The organism is Cellulomonas sp. (assembly GCF_965229465.1).
Taxonomy (GTDB): Bacteria; Actinomycetota; Actinomycetes; order Actinomycetales; family Cellulomonadaceae; genus Cellulomonas.
This window is the reverse complement of sequence record NZ_OZ245882.1, coordinates 2,479,849-2,494,214: the sequence shown is the minus strand read 5'-3', so window position 1 is coordinate 2,494,214 and position 14,366 is coordinate 2,479,849. Positions and strand designations below refer to the sequence as shown.

The 14,366-nt window shown below is 68.8% G+C and carries 14 protein-coding genes, 1 tRNA gene and 1 pseudogene; 9 read left to right on the top strand and 7 right to left on the bottom strand.

Features of this window, described 5'->3' with window-relative positions; translation table 11 throughout:
* Nucleotides 1-21 precede the first annotated feature (21 nt).
* On the top strand, nt 22-633 hold the full coding sequence (locus ACO06A_RS12005) for a hypothetical protein (RefSeq protein ID WP_421732444.1): 612 nt from the start codon (nt 22-24) through the stop codon (nt 631-633).
* A gap of 12 nt (nt 634-645) precedes the next feature.
* Nucleotides 646-789: pseudogene (locus tag ACO06A_RS12000) on the top strand (hypothetical protein); the annotation flags it as partial.
* A gap of 76 nt (nt 790-865) precedes the next feature.
* On the opposite strand, the gene ACO06A_RS11995 reads toward ACO06A_RS12000, so the two are convergent.
* The 5 genes from ACO06A_RS11995 to ACO06A_RS11975 all read right to left on the bottom strand — a co-directional run bounded on the left by ACO06A_RS11995 (nt 866) and on the right by ACO06A_RS11975 (nt 4,819).
* Entirely contained in the window at nt 866-1,501 is a 636-nt protein-coding gene (locus tag ACO06A_RS11995; RefSeq protein ID WP_421732443.1) for a hypothetical protein, read from the bottom strand.
* Between the two features lie 441 nt (nt 1,502-1,942).
* The gene (locus ACO06A_RS11990; RefSeq protein WP_421732441.1) at nt 1,943-2,419 is read right to left on the bottom strand and encodes a hypothetical protein; all 477 of its coding nucleotides are present in this window, start codon (nt 2,417-2,419) and stop codon (nt 1,943-1,945) included.
* 14 nt (nt 2,420-2,433) lie between these two features.
* On the bottom strand, nt 2,434-2,895 hold the full coding sequence (locus ACO06A_RS11985) for a hypothetical protein (protein ID WP_421732439.1): 462 nt from the start codon (nt 2,893-2,895) through the stop codon (nt 2,434-2,436).
* Nucleotides 2,895-3,728, bottom strand: coding sequence for a TIGR04255 family protein (locus tag ACO06A_RS11980; RefSeq protein WP_421732438.1), 834 nt, complete (start codon nt 3,726-3,728; stop codon nt 2,895-2,897). Before ACO06A_RS11980 ends, ACO06A_RS11985 begins: the two co-directional genes overlap by 1 nt.
* Before the next feature lie 383 nt (nt 3,729-4,111).
* Complete coding sequence (locus ACO06A_RS11975; protein ID WP_421732437.1) at nt 4,112-4,819, bottom strand: hypothetical protein; 708 nt, start codon at nt 4,817-4,819, stop codon at nt 4,112-4,114.
* Nucleotides 4,820-5,120: 301 nt separating this feature from the next.
* On the opposite strand from ACO06A_RS11975, the gene mobF reads away from it, so the two are divergent.
* The 4 genes from mobF (at nt 5,121) to ACO06A_RS11955 (ending at nt 10,578) form a co-directional block, all read left to right on the top strand.
* Complete coding sequence (gene mobF / locus ACO06A_RS11970; protein WP_421732435.1) at nt 5,121-8,000, top strand: MobF family relaxase; 2,880 nt, start codon at nt 5,121-5,123, stop codon at nt 7,998-8,000.
* A 29-nt stretch (nt 8,001-8,029) separates the two neighbouring features.
* Nucleotides 8,030-8,233 (top strand): helix-turn-helix domain-containing protein, encoded by a 204-nt coding sequence (locus tag ACO06A_RS11965; protein WP_175346810.1) that lies wholly within the window; start codon nt 8,030-8,032, stop codon nt 8,231-8,233.
* A gap of 35 nt (nt 8,234-8,268) precedes the next feature.
* Complete coding sequence (locus tag ACO06A_RS11960) at nt 8,269-9,333, top strand: tyrosine-type recombinase/integrase (RefSeq protein ID WP_421732434.1); 1,065 nt, start codon at nt 8,269-8,271, stop codon at nt 9,331-9,333.
* A gap of 675 nt (nt 9,334-10,008) precedes the next feature.
* Nucleotides 10,009-10,578 (top strand): hypothetical protein, encoded by a 570-nt coding sequence (locus ACO06A_RS11955; protein ID WP_421732432.1) that lies wholly within the window; start codon nt 10,009-10,011, stop codon nt 10,576-10,578.
* A 114-nt stretch (nt 10,579-10,692) separates the two neighbouring features.
* Here ACO06A_RS11955 and ACO06A_RS11950 read toward each other — a convergent pair.
* Nucleotides 10,693-10,765 (bottom strand) — tRNA-Arg (locus ACO06A_RS11950).
* A gap of 26 nt (nt 10,766-10,791) precedes the next feature.
* Entirely contained in the window at nt 10,792-12,117 is a 1,326-nt protein-coding gene (locus ACO06A_RS11945) for an MFS transporter (protein ID WP_421732431.1), read from the bottom strand.
* A gap of 135 nt (nt 12,118-12,252) precedes the next feature.
* Between ACO06A_RS11945 and ACO06A_RS11940 the strand changes: the two genes are divergently transcribed.
* The 3 genes from ACO06A_RS11940 to ACO06A_RS11930 are packed head-to-tail and all read left to right on the top strand — an operon-like array spanning nt 12,253 to nt 14,364.
* Entirely contained in the window at nt 12,253-13,122 is an 870-nt protein-coding gene (locus ACO06A_RS11940) for a hypothetical protein (protein WP_421732430.1), read from the top strand.
* A gap of 43 nt (nt 13,123-13,165) precedes the next feature.
* Nucleotides 13,166-13,624: an OsmC family protein gene (locus ACO06A_RS11935; protein ID WP_421732429.1), complete on the top strand. Its 459-nt coding sequence runs from the start codon at nt 13,166-13,168 to the stop codon at nt 13,622-13,624.
* Nucleotides 13,624-14,364: a hypothetical protein gene (locus tag ACO06A_RS11930; RefSeq protein ID WP_421732428.1), complete on the top strand. Its 741-nt coding sequence runs from the start codon at nt 13,624-13,626 to the stop codon at nt 14,362-14,364. The genes ACO06A_RS11935 and ACO06A_RS11930 overlap by 1 nt, the downstream gene beginning before the upstream one ends.
* Nucleotides 14,365-14,366 lie beyond the last annotated feature (2 nt).

The following is a 14,366-nucleotide window of genomic DNA, read 5'->3' as shown; positions in this document are numbered from 1 at the left end:
ATGCGGACGAGGGTCGGCCACATGCATTCGACCCTGGCTGTCTCCGGCGACGCGAACGACGTCGCGCAGGCGAGATCCCGGTTCGGACCGCCGGACAACCGAGCCCCCTCCGCTGTCGGCGCGAGGGGCGGCGTCGGGCGGTCCGCAGATGTGTCGATCCTTCTCGTCGGCCTCACTCGCTACACCGCCGGACTCCAGATCGAGCTGGCGGTCCGCTGTCGTCTCGATCCCGACCTCGGCGATCGCGTGCACCCGGCAGTCGATGCGGAACTCTTCGCCGGAGTGGAAATCGCCGAGGGACGTACCGCCGCCGTAGCCGGGCGCCACATCCGGAACAACTGGCCGGCATCAGACCAGCCGGTGCTCACCCACTGGGGCGGTGGTGGCGGCGAGTGGTCGAGCGCACTGTGGTTGACCCCAGCTCCGCCGCCCGGAGACCCGGTGCTCGTCATCGCCGGCCCGGCGTCGGCGTGGACGAGTCGAGTTTCACCGTGGATGCCGAAGCATTTCAAGCGGCGGCCGAGACGGTTGAGGTCTTGTGGCCGAGGCGGCCTGATCAGGCGTATCCGGCCGCTCAGCCGCCGCTCGACGTACCACCCGGCGGCTATCTCACACGGGTACTTCCGTCGGTAGCCGAAGTCGGTCTCGATCCTCTGGGGGCTGGCCGACGACCGCACGCGAACCGCTCTCTACGACGCGCACCGCGCGGCGTGGCGTCGGCCCCGAAGTTCGTGGGTCGCCGGCCCCGGAGTCCCAACCTCGGCGCAGACGCGCTGCGTTCGTCGCTGACGACACCAACCGCAATCGTCACCGCTGAGTCGCGCCGGCCAAGCTCGGGCCAATGGACAGTGTGAAGAGGATTCGGCTACTGCCGTGGCTTACCACGCGCCGTGGCCCGAAGATGCCGGAGCCGTCGACGAAGTTGGGCCCGAAACCGCCTTTTGGCCGTCTCGAGCGCAACAAACTGCGGGTCGTTCGCCGCTTCGAAGTAGTCGTTCTCGGCCGAGTCCCGGCCCCCGTCGGAATCGACGAGACGAGCCAACTCGTCCCGGATCGGCGGTCCGGCAGGAAGGCGACCGACCCACTCCGACTTCGGCGAACTGGGCGTCACCTTCTTGCCCTTGCCCACGGCCGGGGGGCGCGCGGCGATCTCCGGGCCAATCTGGCTCAGGACTTCTGCGGTGCCAACCAGCCGAGATCCTTCGAACATGCCGAGCCTCAGCCCGGGTGTGACCTCAGGCCAACCCTGGGGCCACATCGGATGGATGCGAGCAGTCGCCGACTGGCCGAGCTCAAGCTCAAGGGCGTCTTCGAGGACGAGCGGTGCATCATGCGACTCGCGGTGGACCTCCGGCGGAAATCCCCAGTGGGCGCGATAGCCCGAGTAGATCGACGTACGCCGCCCACCCTCCGCCGTGGTCAGCAACCGCAGCCTCACGCGGATGTAGCCGTGCTCAAGCTCGTGATCAAGCCAGCGCTGATGCTCGCGCTCAATCTCCATGTCGTTATCTCATCAGACCGATCACGCTGAAACCGCCGAATCGCATGCCCCGCAGGAGCCTTCTGTCCTCATGCTGACCACGAGGCCCCTACAAGCCCTGCCAACTGCAGCCACCAAGCCCTGACCTGCAACACACTATGCGCCTGGGCAGATTCGAACTGCCGACACCCGCTTTAGGAGTTCGAGCTCAAGGAGTCTGCAGAGCGCTGACCTGCGGAAATACATGCAAATAGTTCCCCAACTGACAAGGTTCTGGGCAGACTGCTGACCATTTGCTGACCACGCCGGGGCCCAATCATCCGCGCCGGTCGGCGGTCTCCCTGCCACGCCCGTGCCGGACCCACCCGCCAGTGCGTCCTCCGGGCACTCAGGCGAGGCCAATATGTGCCCGAACAGAAGCGAGGCAGCAGAGCCGTGGGGATTCTGGACCGACGCAGCCCCTTAGTGGGCGGTGGGCTCCCTGAACCACTCGGCAACCTGGGCGCGAGCGCGCTTGACTGCCTTGGTATGACCGGCTCGCTTCTCGTCCCACATGACTGCGTGCCACGGGCTTCCGTCGCGGGGATCCGGCATCACGCTCTGCGGGCAGGGTTCGCCGGCAAGCGTAAGAAGATCCCGGACCGCCCCAACCGTGAACTGGGCGATACCCGAGTTGGCTGGAAATCCGGCGAGGAGCTGATCGACGTCCGCGCCCTCCGCGACCCAGATCGACTTAATCGCGACGGAAGCGCACGGACCGTTTAGGCCGAACCCATTGGCAACATCCAGCCTCTGGTCTTGAAACCCGTTGCTCTGGGCCTCGGGTGGCTCGACGGCGAAATTGACAAAGCCCGGCTGGACGATGCGGAACAACACCTCGTCCGGGTCAAGGCCCGCGTCTACGAGGTCACGAAGACCTTCGGACGGATCCACCACCATTGCGGCTAGCGGCTCTAGATGGTGTGCGTCAGGCGCCAAGCCCACTTTTCAATGCCGTCTGGCACAGAGTTGAGAGGACCTTCCCATTCCATGAAACCGATGTGGACCACATATACACTCAACGCTCCGCGCGCGTCTGATTCGACGTGAACCTCGACTGTCGGCGAGCGGAATTCCGCCGAAATCCCGCCTTCCTCGGTGGGACTGACGGTTGGCTGCGGCGCTCCAGTCCAGAAGGTGTCGGAAAGAAAACTGAGCAGTGAATGGGCGGCGTTTTGAGTCGCCCGCGGCTCGCGAACGCGCGAGTTGCCGAAAGCAGCTCGAACCGCGTCCAGGAACCAGTCCGGCCTGTGTCGATTGAACGGACGAAAGTTGGAGTCGACCACACCCGCCGCGGACATCGTCGCAGAGGTGGGCAGGCCCGCTGGGCCTGCCGGGGCGAACCACTCTGCTTTGGTCAGGGCAACGGTGCTCATCACTTCAATCCCCAAGCCTTCTGAGCTTCGTCAGATGTAGTCGAAAGGAACGTCCTGACAATCGCCGCCCGCCCGGCGTCGAGCGCTTCAAGGGCGCTCTCCAGCCCCGGTCCTGACGGTACCACTCGAGCCGTTAACTCGAGGATCATCATTGGCGTGGCGTCACTTGCACGGAAAACAGGCTGCGCGGAAACATGGAGGCGACCCCGAGGGCTCCCGTCTTCACCGTTGAGGAGATATCGCGCCTGCCAGCGAATCTCCTCTAGTGGATGCGGCGTGTCGTAATCGCCGGGCCGGCCACGGAACAGGCCAGGCGAGTCGGCATGCGTGCTCCAGACGCCAGCAATGGGGAGTACGTGATTTATGTATGTCACCTCGCATTGCGTCGGAGTGATCGAGTCACCATTCCCCTCGGCCCATTCCGCGAACTTGCCATATGCGCCCTCGAACGCAGCGCGACGGGCGGGCCAATTGCCATACTCGTTATCCGGCTCAACTTTCCGCCAGTTCACGGCGAACCAATCATGCTGGACCTGGATTAGTTCTTGACCAGACGCGTCGGTGAACCAGACCCTCGACAGTGGCGGCTGGGTAAATAGGCGGAGGTCCGAGAACGGCGCACGAGGGACCCCTGCCTCGAACGCTTCCACAGGGACGTCATAAGGCGGCTGCAATTCGAACTTAGGAAACTCTGAGAACTTGCTCTTCCATAATTCTCCGACAGCCATGAACGTCTGGTCGGAAAGCTCGGCCACGCGCACAGCAGCGACGACCTCTGCCACTGGCGGGTGATCGAAGGTCGCGATGATCTCGTCTGGACCGGTGGCGCTCACGGGCGATGGCCTCGGCTGTCCGCTCACGCCCCCACCATAGAGAGTGAACCTGAGAGTTCGCTGGCTATTGTCAAGGCGCGGCGGGGCCCGATGCGGGGCGGAGGCAGGTCGCGGGACGCAGACCCCGGGGCCCGCGAAGCCTCTCCACGCTTGAGAGCAGAACGGTCGCTCGCCGGCGGTTCGGGATCTCCATCCCTCGCACAAACGACTCCGCTGCAGCGGCGGAGTGCTCCGACTCAAACTCGGTCACCGATCGCGGTCCGCGCGTCGTCTCGTGCCACGCGCCCCGTCACCGGCAGGCCCCCGGCACGCCGTGCAAGAAGAGTCGGGCGTGTGATCGTTCGCTGTCAGGTCTCGCGTGACGTGGTCTCGACGGCCAGCCGTCAGCCAGCCGGCTCGCCGTCAGCGATGTGCGTTGCGCGGCTGCTGGGCCCGGTTTGGCGTAACGCCGGAGTCAGGTCGAGCGACGACGCGGACGCCGCGCGGGAGAAGGCAGCGACCAGGCGCTGGCCCGGGTAGTCCTCGATCGCGGGGTAGGCCCTGCGGTAGTAGCAGTCCCAGTAGCTGGCGACTCGTGCGCGTGTGAGGCGGAGAACCTCTGGGTTTTCGCCGAGGTATCGGCCGAACGCGGCCTGATGGACTGACCCCGGAACGCCGACGTCGGGCAGCGCCTCCGCGATGTCATCGACGATCTGCACGACGTACTCGCCAACTAGTTGGACGATGAACGGAATCATCCACGGCGCCAGCACCGGCCCGGCCAAGAGCCTGCGCAGAGCCCGTTGCCTAGCCCATCCGTCGTGGCTGCGAGTGTGAGCGGCGGCGGCCATCGATGCGACCAGCGCCCCCTCCGCCTCCCATGCGTCCACAATGCCGCCCCAGTAGACGTCGGACGGCACTGTCAGTTGCGCCGTCGCCCGTGTCACTCCGTTGTAGATGCGGTACGGGATCGTCAGGCGCTCGCCCTCGACGTCGACGGTGAATCTGCCACTCGGCGACAGATCCGACCGGGGCAAGAGCTTCGCAACGACCGTGGCCTCGGCTCGGAGTGCAGCGGGGAAGGCGCCTGCGACCCACGAGTTGCCACTCACGGGTGAAGGATCGCACTCGACGCCGCGGGGCGGGCGGGCAACCCGCGAGGTTCCTCGTCAGATCTGAGCGGCCGACCCTCTCGTCCGGCGGTACTGCTCGCGATCCAGCGGGCCATGTCGCGTCTTGCGCGCAGTTCCGCATACCTGCTTGCAGGAGTGGGCCGCGACTCGAGTTCGTGACGCTGCGCCTCCGGCTGCCCGAGAAGGCCGACCTCGCGTCTTACGCACTTCTCGGCGCACCTATCACTGGGAGCAACCGCTGCTCGGGCCGCAGGGAGGAGGTGGCGCGTTGGTGATGTCAATGCACAAGCTGACGGTCGGCGACGGCTACGCGTACCTGACCCGGCACGTTGCCGCCGGCGATGCCGGTCTACCGGCCGGCGACTCGCTCATCGCGTACTACGAGCAGACCGGCAACCCCGCGGGTCGCTGGCTTGGCAACGGCCTCGGGTCGCTCGGTGAGGGTCGTTTTCCCGTCGGAAGCGCCGTCACCGAGCTGGCGATGACCCGGGTCTTTCGCGACGGGTGCGACCCGATCGGTCACACGCCGCTCGGCAAGCCGCACCGGAGCAGCGACCCCGGCGAGGGTCGTCACGCGGTAGCCGGCTACGACCTGACGTTCACCGCACCCAAGTCGGTCTCCGTCGTTTGGGGTCTGGCCGACGAGTCGACGCGTGCGACCCTCTACGAGGCGCACCGGGCGGCGCTGATGTCGGCGTTGCAGTTCGTGGAGCACTCGGTGATCCGGACCCGGGTCGGCGCGGCCGGGTGCCGGCAGGTCAGGACGCGCGGCATGATCGCGGCCGCGTTCGACCACTGGGACTCCCGCGCCGGTGACCCGAACCTGCACACGCACGTCGTCGTCGCGAACAAGGTTCAGGGCCCCGACGGCGCGTGGCGCTCCGTGGACGGCCGCACCCTGCACGCCGCCGTGGTGACCGTCTCCGAGCTCTACGACGCCCTGCTCGCCGATGAGGTCTCCCGGCGGATCGGCGCGTCATGGTCATTGCGCGACCGTGGGGAGCGCCGGAACCTCGCGTTCGAGCTCGACGGCGCCGGCGAGGATCTGTTGGCCGAGTTCTCCGCCCGCTCGGAGCAGATCCACTGTGCCGAGCAGCGTTGGGCGGAGGACTTCACGGAGCGCCGCGGGCGGGCGCCGTCTCGCACGGAGACGACCCGGGCACGGCAGCACCTGACCCGCGAGACCCGGCCGCCGAAGGTCGTCCGCCCGTTGCGGGACCTGATCGCCGATTGGGCCAACCGCGCACGCGCACTGACCGGGCTCGAGCCCGTCGACCTGGCCGCTCGGGCGCTGTCGGGGACCTACGGGCGCCCATTACGGGTGACCGATGTCGGTCCGGAGGTCCGGTCGGCGATCGTCGCGCAGGTTATCGACGACGTCTCGACGCGTCGGTCGGTGTGGTCGACCTGGAACCTGGGCGCCGCCGCGCTGCGGTCCTCGCTCGCGCTCCGCATGGCTTCCCCCGAGGACCGCCTTGAGCTGACGAACGCGCTGGTGATCCAAGCCGGCGGCGCATGCGTGCGGATCGACGACCAGGCAGACCCAGAGCGGCGGCGCGTGGGCGAGGAGATGTTCACGTCGACGGAGCTTCTGCAGGCCGAGCGGACGCTGCTCGACGCCGCCGAGACGGACCTCCCGATCGGGATCCACCCTCTCGCCGATCGCATCGCCGATCGCGAGCTGTGCGGCCTCGCCGACGATCAACGCGACGCGACCAAGTCGGTACTCCTGTCCCGACGAAGCCTCGACGTCCTGGTCGGCCCGGCCGGCTCGGGCAAGACGACGACCCTGGAGGCCTTGGCCGATACCTGGAGGTTGACGCGCGGCGACGTCGTCGGGCTGGCGCCCTCGGCCAGTGCGGCGGCGACCCTGTCCGCCGCTCTCGACTCCCGGTGCGAGACGACAGCCAAGTGGATCTACGAGTCCGCGGGCGACGGTGCTGCGCAACGGTCGCTGCGCTACCAGGCGGAGATGGCCGTTCTTGGCGACCCCGACTCGAGCCTCATCGATCGTCGGGATGCGAACGATCGGCGTCACCGCCTCGCCGCTGAGCAGGACCAGTGGCGATTCCGCCGCGGGCAGCTCGTGATCGTCGATGAGGCTTCGATGGCCGACACCCGCACCCTGGCCGCCCTCCTCGAGCAGGCGAGCGCCGCCGACGCGAAGGTGCTGCTCGTCGGCGACCACCTGCAACGCGGAGCCGTCGAGGCCGGCGGGGCTTTCGGGATGCTCGCCCGCCGCGGCCCCACCGCCGAGCTGCGCACCCTGTGGCGGTTCAGCCACCCGTGGGAAGCCCGCGCCACACTTGACCTGCGCCACGGCGACCCCGCCGCCCTGGACGCCTACATCCAGCACCGCCGGGTCAGCCACGGCACCCACGACGACATGCTCGACGACGCACTCTCGACGGCGACCGATGCCGAGTCGCAGGGTCGGATCGTCCTGCTCGCGGCCGCCGACCGGCGCACCGTCAACGAGCTCAACGCCCGCACCCGCGCCGAACGCATCCGCACCGGCACCGTTCGCACCACCGGCATCACCTTGAGCGACGGACTGACCGGTGGGATCGGCGACCGCATCGTCACCCGGCGCAACAACCGGCGCCTGCGCACCGCCGACGGGTTCGTCCGCAACGGCGACCTCTGGCAGATCACCGACGTCCTGCCCGACGGAGGCCTGCGCGTCCAGCCCATCGGAGATCCAGCCCGCGGCACCCTGCGACTGCCGCCTGTCTACGTGGCCGAGTCCGTCGAGCTCGGCTACGCCACCACCACCGCCCGCAGCCAAGGCATGACCGTCGACGAGACCCACACCGTCATCACCGCCGGCATGGGCCGCGAAGACCTCTACGTCGCCGTCAGCCGCGGCCGCCACCTGAACCGGCTCTACGTGGCCACTGACCGCCTCGACCCGGACTGCCTGCCGGGAGGTGAGCCCGAGAGCGCCCGCGAGCTCCTCGATCGCATCCTCGCCACCACCCACGCCGAGACCTCCGCCACCGAGACCTGGGCCACCCACCACCCCGACGACCCGCAACCGCCGCTCCAGGCGACCCGTCCACAGCCCGCCATCTCGCCGCTGCGTCCACAGATGACGCCGCGCCCCTTGACGCCCTCGCCCAGCCCGGTCCCCGATGGACCGGTACTGGAGCGGTGGTGACCACCCCAACCCACCGAAGGAGAACGACCATGTCGACAACCACGCAGACCGCCGTCACTGCTGCTCGGCAGTACTACCGCGTTAAGGACGCCGCCGCCGTCCTCGGGGTGCCGGTGCGGACGCTCTACCACCTGGCCGAGACCGAGCAGATCCCCTGCCGCCGGCTCGGGACCGTCATCCTCATCCCGGCCTCGTGGGTCGATCGGGAGCCCGCGCAGCCGCGCCGACGCTGATGTCCGTCACCCGGCGGACGCTTCCCTCGGGCACGGTGACCTGGCGCGCGAAGGTCTTCTTCGAGCACCGGGTCATCGCCGAGAAGTCGTTCCAGCGCAAGACCGACGCCAGGCGCTGGGAGGCCGACCAGCTGGTCAAGCTCCAGAGCGGCACCTGGATCGACCCGAGCCGCGGCCGAGTGTCCTTCGGGATGCTCGCCGAGGAATGGCAGGGCTCACGACAGCACCTCGCCGTCCGGAGCCAGGAGACGACGCAGTTCCTGCTCGACTCTTACGTCATCCCGCTGCTCGGGCGCTTCCCGATCGCCGTGATCTCGGCGACGGACGTCGAGCGGGTGCTGACAGCGATGACGGTTCGCGGGCTGGCGACGGCCACCCGGCGGCGGGTCCTGTCCGTCATCCGGCTGGTGCTCGACTACGCCGTCCGCGACCGGCGGATCTCCGTCAACGTCGCCCGCTCGATCCCGCTCCCCAAGGGCACGACCAAACGGGAGCCGCACTGGCTACGTGCGGAGCAGCTGGGCAAGCTCGCCGACGCCATGCCACCGAACTGCCGGCCGGTCGTGCTCTTCCTCGGCCTGGCCGGCTGCCGGTTCTCGGAGATGTGCGCGCTGCGGGTCGACGACGTCGTCCAGACACCGCACGGCCTTGGCGTCCGGATCCACCGCGCAGCCCCGCAGTCGAAGAAGACCAGCGGCGCCATCTTCGGCCCGACGAAGACCCACCAGACGCGCACCGTGCCGGTCCCGCCGACGCTCGAAAGCTACGTCCGGGAACGGATCGACAGCGCCCCGTCGGGCTCGTACCTGTTCCCAAGCCCGACGGGAGGCATCTGGACCAACACCAACTTCCGAGTCCGCTCCCGCTGGACCGAGACGACGCAGTCGGTCGGCCTGGCCGGCACGACGATCCACGACCTCCGTCACACCGCCGCCTCGCTGCTGATCGCGGCCGGCGCCGATGTGAAGGCGGTCCAGATGATCCTCGGACACGCGACGGCAACCATGACGATGGACCTCTATGGCCACCTCTTCTCAGAGGCGCCGTGGGTGGCAATGGAACGGATGCCCATCTTCCCCGAGCCTCCGCCGGCCAGCTGAGGCGGTGACGTCGGGTGCGGCGTCCCGCCTTGAACGAGCTCGGCATCCGCCACCCGGGGTTGTCCGGCGCACGTCGGCGCTACGAGCTCGCTTGTTCCGCCTGGGCTGCCCGTACCGCCTCGAGGTGTCGTGCCTGTCGCACGAGTAGCAGGTCGTCGATTACGGTCAGCACCTCGTCCCAAGCCCGGTCTGCGTCGGTCGCACCGGCGGCCGTTCTCGGGTAGCGCCTTGTCGCATCCATGACCCGGTCATAGAGCACGCGCTCACTATCGGGTGCCTTGTTTCGCTGATGCGTCAACACTCCGAGCAACCACCGAGTATCGCGCGTCCAATCGGGGTTGCCCAAGGACCTCACACGCAAGTAGCCGAGCGAGTCCCACTTCTGTCGCGAGTGCCACTTACGCGAGTTCGCCGGTGGCAGTCCGGGTGGCGGCTCCTTCATAAGGACATCGTGCCGGACCGGCGCCCTCTCTCAGACGGACTTTCTTGAGGTGGGGCACGCAGTCTTCGACGCCGATGTGCCTGGAACCCGGCACAAGCAGCGCGGCGTCATAGGGACCCAGGTAGATATCGCTGTGCCACGAGCCGAGGCAGCACCACGGCGGAGTCCAGAATTCGTCGGCGCACCACGGTCGTAGAGACCACTTGGCCGGCAAACTCAGGGAGACTCGCTCCGTGGCCGTGGACCCGAACACTTCGAACTATGACGTGAGCGAGGTCGGCAACCGCTGCCGGCGCGAGGCGCTTGCCGCGTTCGAGAATGATGACTGGCACGGCGTGTACTACTGGACCAAGGGCTGGATTGGTTCGGGGGGCGGCGCGTGGTTGCCGGACACCTGGCTCCTGTACGCGGTGTCAGCGCTGCTCCAGGGTCAGCCGCGGAGCGCAGTCCACTCGCTCGATCTCGGGCTTGGCGCCTGGATCTCCGGGGCACAGGACCGCGCCGCGCTTAGGTGGCTCAGAGGTTGGATCGTGTGGAGGCGGCTGAACGACCCCAAGACGGCGTTGAACGACCTGGACGCAGCCGGCGACCTACCGCCGTGGCTCGGCGTCGATCGGGCCGACGCCGTTGGCCGTTGCACGGAAGCTGCATCGAAGAGTCGCAAGCGAGTCCCGAGTGTGCCACCGAGCCCGGACCTCACAGCAAACCCGGCGCATCGGACTGTCGCTGGTCAGGTCGACCGACGCGGCGACGGGGACGAGCCGGGCATCTGGCCGGCGGTCGCTCGGATCTTCGCGACCTAGGCGTACTGACCTCACCAGCAACTGCTGACCACGTGCTGACCACGAACCGGACATTGCGGTCGCACCGACCACACCAGCCGCACCCAAGAATGCGCTGACCTGCATGAACACTTGTGCGCCTGGGCAGATTCGAACTGCCGACACCCGCTTTAGGAGAGCGGTGCTCTATCCCCTGAGCTACAGGCGCGCGATCCACGGGGAACGCCGCAGAGCCTACCGAACGCGCGGGCGAACGACCGAAGGCCGGCGCCACCGGAGCACGTCGCGGACGGGCCGCAGGTGCACTCCCTCGGCGGCCAGCTCGGTGCGGGTGCGTCGGCGGTGGTGCAGCACTCCCACGAGGCCGACGAGCCACGGCAGGAGCAACACGGCGAACGCGACTCGGTAGGCATCGAGGGTGTAAATCGAAGCGCCGGGCGGCGAGACCAGCTGGAGCACCAGCCCGACGGCGAGCACGCCGAGGATCGTCGAGGTGAACCCGCCCATGTTCACGAACCCCGTCGCGGCGCCGAGGCGTTCCTGAGGCGTCGAGGTCCGCGCGAAGTCCACGCCGACGAGCGAGATGGGAGCGCCGGCGCCGAGGACGACGACGAACAGCAGCAGCTGCCACAGCGGCCGCGGGGTATCGAATGCCAGCAGGACCGACCAGGCCACCAGCGTCGCGCCGGCGGTCGCGAGCACCGCCCAGCTGCGGCGCAGCGGGTGCCGGGCCGTGAACTGCCCCGCCAGCGGTCCGGTGATCATGGCGGACAGGGTGAGGACGATGAGCAGGAGGCTGGCCTCGCCGGGCGTGCGGTTCTGGGCGGTGACGAAGAACGGCACGCCCCACAGCAGCGCCACCACGTTGGCGGAGAACGGGCACAGGAAGTGGCTCCAGAAGCCCAGCCGCGTGCCGTGCGGGCGTGCCGCCGAGCGGACGGCGGACAGGAAGCGCTCGGGTGCGTGCGACGCGGACGAGGCGGCGGAGCGGATGCCGACGAACGCGACGGACGCCGCCACGACCCCGAGCCCGGCCAGCGTCGCGAACGCGACCGTCCAGCCCTGGGAGTGCAGCAGCCAGGCCACCGGGATCGCCGACGCCAGCTGGCCCGCCTGCCCGATCAGGCCCGTGGTCTGCACCATCACCGGGATGCGGCGCGGCGGGAACCACTCGGCGACCAGCCGGCACGCGCCGATGAAGATCGGGGCGTCGCCGGCGCCGATGAGCACGCGGGCCACGAGCGCCCACCCGACCTGGTCGGAGAGTGCCAGCAGCAGCTGTCCTGCGGCCATCACCAGCGAGCCGGCGACGAGCACCGACCGGGCACCGAACCGGTCGAGCAGCTGCCCCGCGGGGATCTGCATGCCCGCGTACGCGGTGAGCTGGACCACTGAGAAGAGCGCCAGCATGGTGGCGGACAGGCCGAACCGGTCGATGGCGTCGACGCCCGCCACCCCGAGGGCCGTACGGTGCACGACGGCTGCGAAGTACACGATGACCGCGGCGGTGAACACGACGCCGGCGGTCCGTGGAGCCCCTGCCGATCGCGTCGTTCGCACGCGGCACCGTACCTCGCAGCCACGCGGCTGCCGTGGGACCCCGACGGGAGAGAATCACCCTAAACACCCATGGACCCGCGCACACCGGACGCGGGACGATCGCGACAGGGACATGCCCAGCGGAGGGGGACCGCGATGGCTGCGCTGCGTGAGTCAGATGTCGCCCGGGAGACGTACCGGCACCTGAGGATGATCCTCGTCGCGCTGGCGGCGTTCCTGCTGATCGGCTCGATCTTCGGGCTCGTGTTCTTCGGCAAGTTCGAGGGGTCGATCAGCGCCAACTACCTGGGGCCGCTGCGGGACGTGTTCGTCGGCGCCTTCGTCGGCATCGCGGTCTGCCTGGTGGCGTACCGGGGTCGGACGCTCGAGGACTTCGCGCTGAACCTGGCGGGCTTCTACGCGCTGTTCGTGGCGTTCGTGCCCACCGACCTGCAGGACACGCTGCGCGGGATCGAGGACCCGGCGATCCGCGAGCAGATGGTCAACGGCATCCGCGTGTCCACCATCTCGGTGCTCGTCGCCGCCGCGGTGCTCGTCATCGCGGAGAAGCGCACCGGCAACTGGCCGGGGGACGCGCTGGGCGCCAAGCCGAAGAAGGCGAAGGCGTTCTACCGGCTCTCGTGGGTGCTGGCCGCCGTGTTCGTCGCGCTGCTGATCTATCGCATCTGGGAGGGCACGGACTTCGCCTGGATCCACTACGCCGCGACGTTCGGGCTGATCATCAGCATGGCGGTCGCGGTCGCGTGCAACGGGTGGCCGAAGGCGGCGGGCGAGGACGACCTGCCCGACCAGCCCCTGTACAAGTGGATCGCGGTGGGGATGACGCTCGGCGGGATCGTCGTGATCGCGCTGGCGTACTGGCTGGTGCGCGGGTACCACGTGGCCATCGCCGAGTGGTGGGAGGTCGGGCTGTTCCTGGTCTTCTGGGTGCGCGAGACGTTCCGCAACTGGGACTCCCCCGCGCGGGCGAAGAAGGCAGCGGAGGCAGCGGCCGGAGCGGTCTAGCGCTCGACGCGAGACAGTCAGCCTCGCGTGGCAGGATCGCGGGATGACGACGGAGCAGAAGCAGGCGCCCGACATCACCAAGAACGCGGGCGACACCGAGCTGTGGGTCGAACGCACGGGCAAGCGCCTCTACACGGGCCGCAACTCGCGCGGCGCCGAGGTGCTGATCGGCAGCGTGGGCGTGGAGAACGTGTTCAGCCCGGGTGAGCTGCTGAAGATCGCGCTGGCCGGGTGCAGCGGGCTGGCGGCGGACGCCAAGCTCAGTCACTACCTGGGCGACGACGTCGACGTGACCATCAAGGCCTCGGGCATGAGCGATGTCGAGGAGGACCGGTACCCCGCGATCGCGGAGGAGCTGGTAGTCGACCTCAGCGCGCTGGACGCGGCCACCCGCGAGCGCCTCATCAACCTGGTGCACCGGGCCATCGACTCGCACTGCACGGTCGGTCGCACGCTCGACGCCGGGGCCGCGGTGCAGCTGACGGTCACCGGGGAGCGCTGATGCCGGCCCTCGTCGAGGCGGCGCTGGCCAAGGCCGTCACCATCCCGTCGGCCACGATCCACGCGCACGTCGACTCGCTGCGGCGCAGGAATCCGGGCGCGACGCCCGAGCAGCTGGTGCGGCTCCTGGAGAAGGAGTACCTGCTGGTCGTGCAGAGCACGGGCGGCGCGGTCGGTGCGACCGCGGCGGCTCCGGCTGTCGGCACGGGCGTCGCCCTGGCGCTCACGGCCAGCGACGTGGCGACGTTCTTCGCGGCGTCGGCCGCGTTCGCGCTCGCGGTGGCCAGCGTGCACGGCATCGAGGTCGAGGACCACGACCGGCGTCGCGCGCTCCTGCTCACGACGATCCTCGGGGACTCCGGCGGCAAGATCGTCACCGACGGCGCGGAGATGACCAGCGTGAGCGTGGCGCGGGCGCTGCTGACCCGGATGCCGATGGCGACGGTCCGCAAGGTGAACACGACGATGACGCGCCGCCTGGTGCGCACGCAGCTGACCAAGCAGACGGGGCTCGCGATCGGGCGGCTGATCCCGTTCGGCATCGGCCTGGTGGTCGGTGTCGCGGGGGCTCGGGCGCTCGGCAAGAACGTGATCGAGGGCGCGCGCACGGCCTTCGGTCCGCCGCCGCTGACGTTCCCGAAGGTCATCGAGATCGCAGGGCCGAACGACAAGCCTCTGATCCTGCCCGCCGAGCCCAAGCGGGTGACGGGCAGGTTCAAGCGGATCGGCTCGAAGAAGTAGGT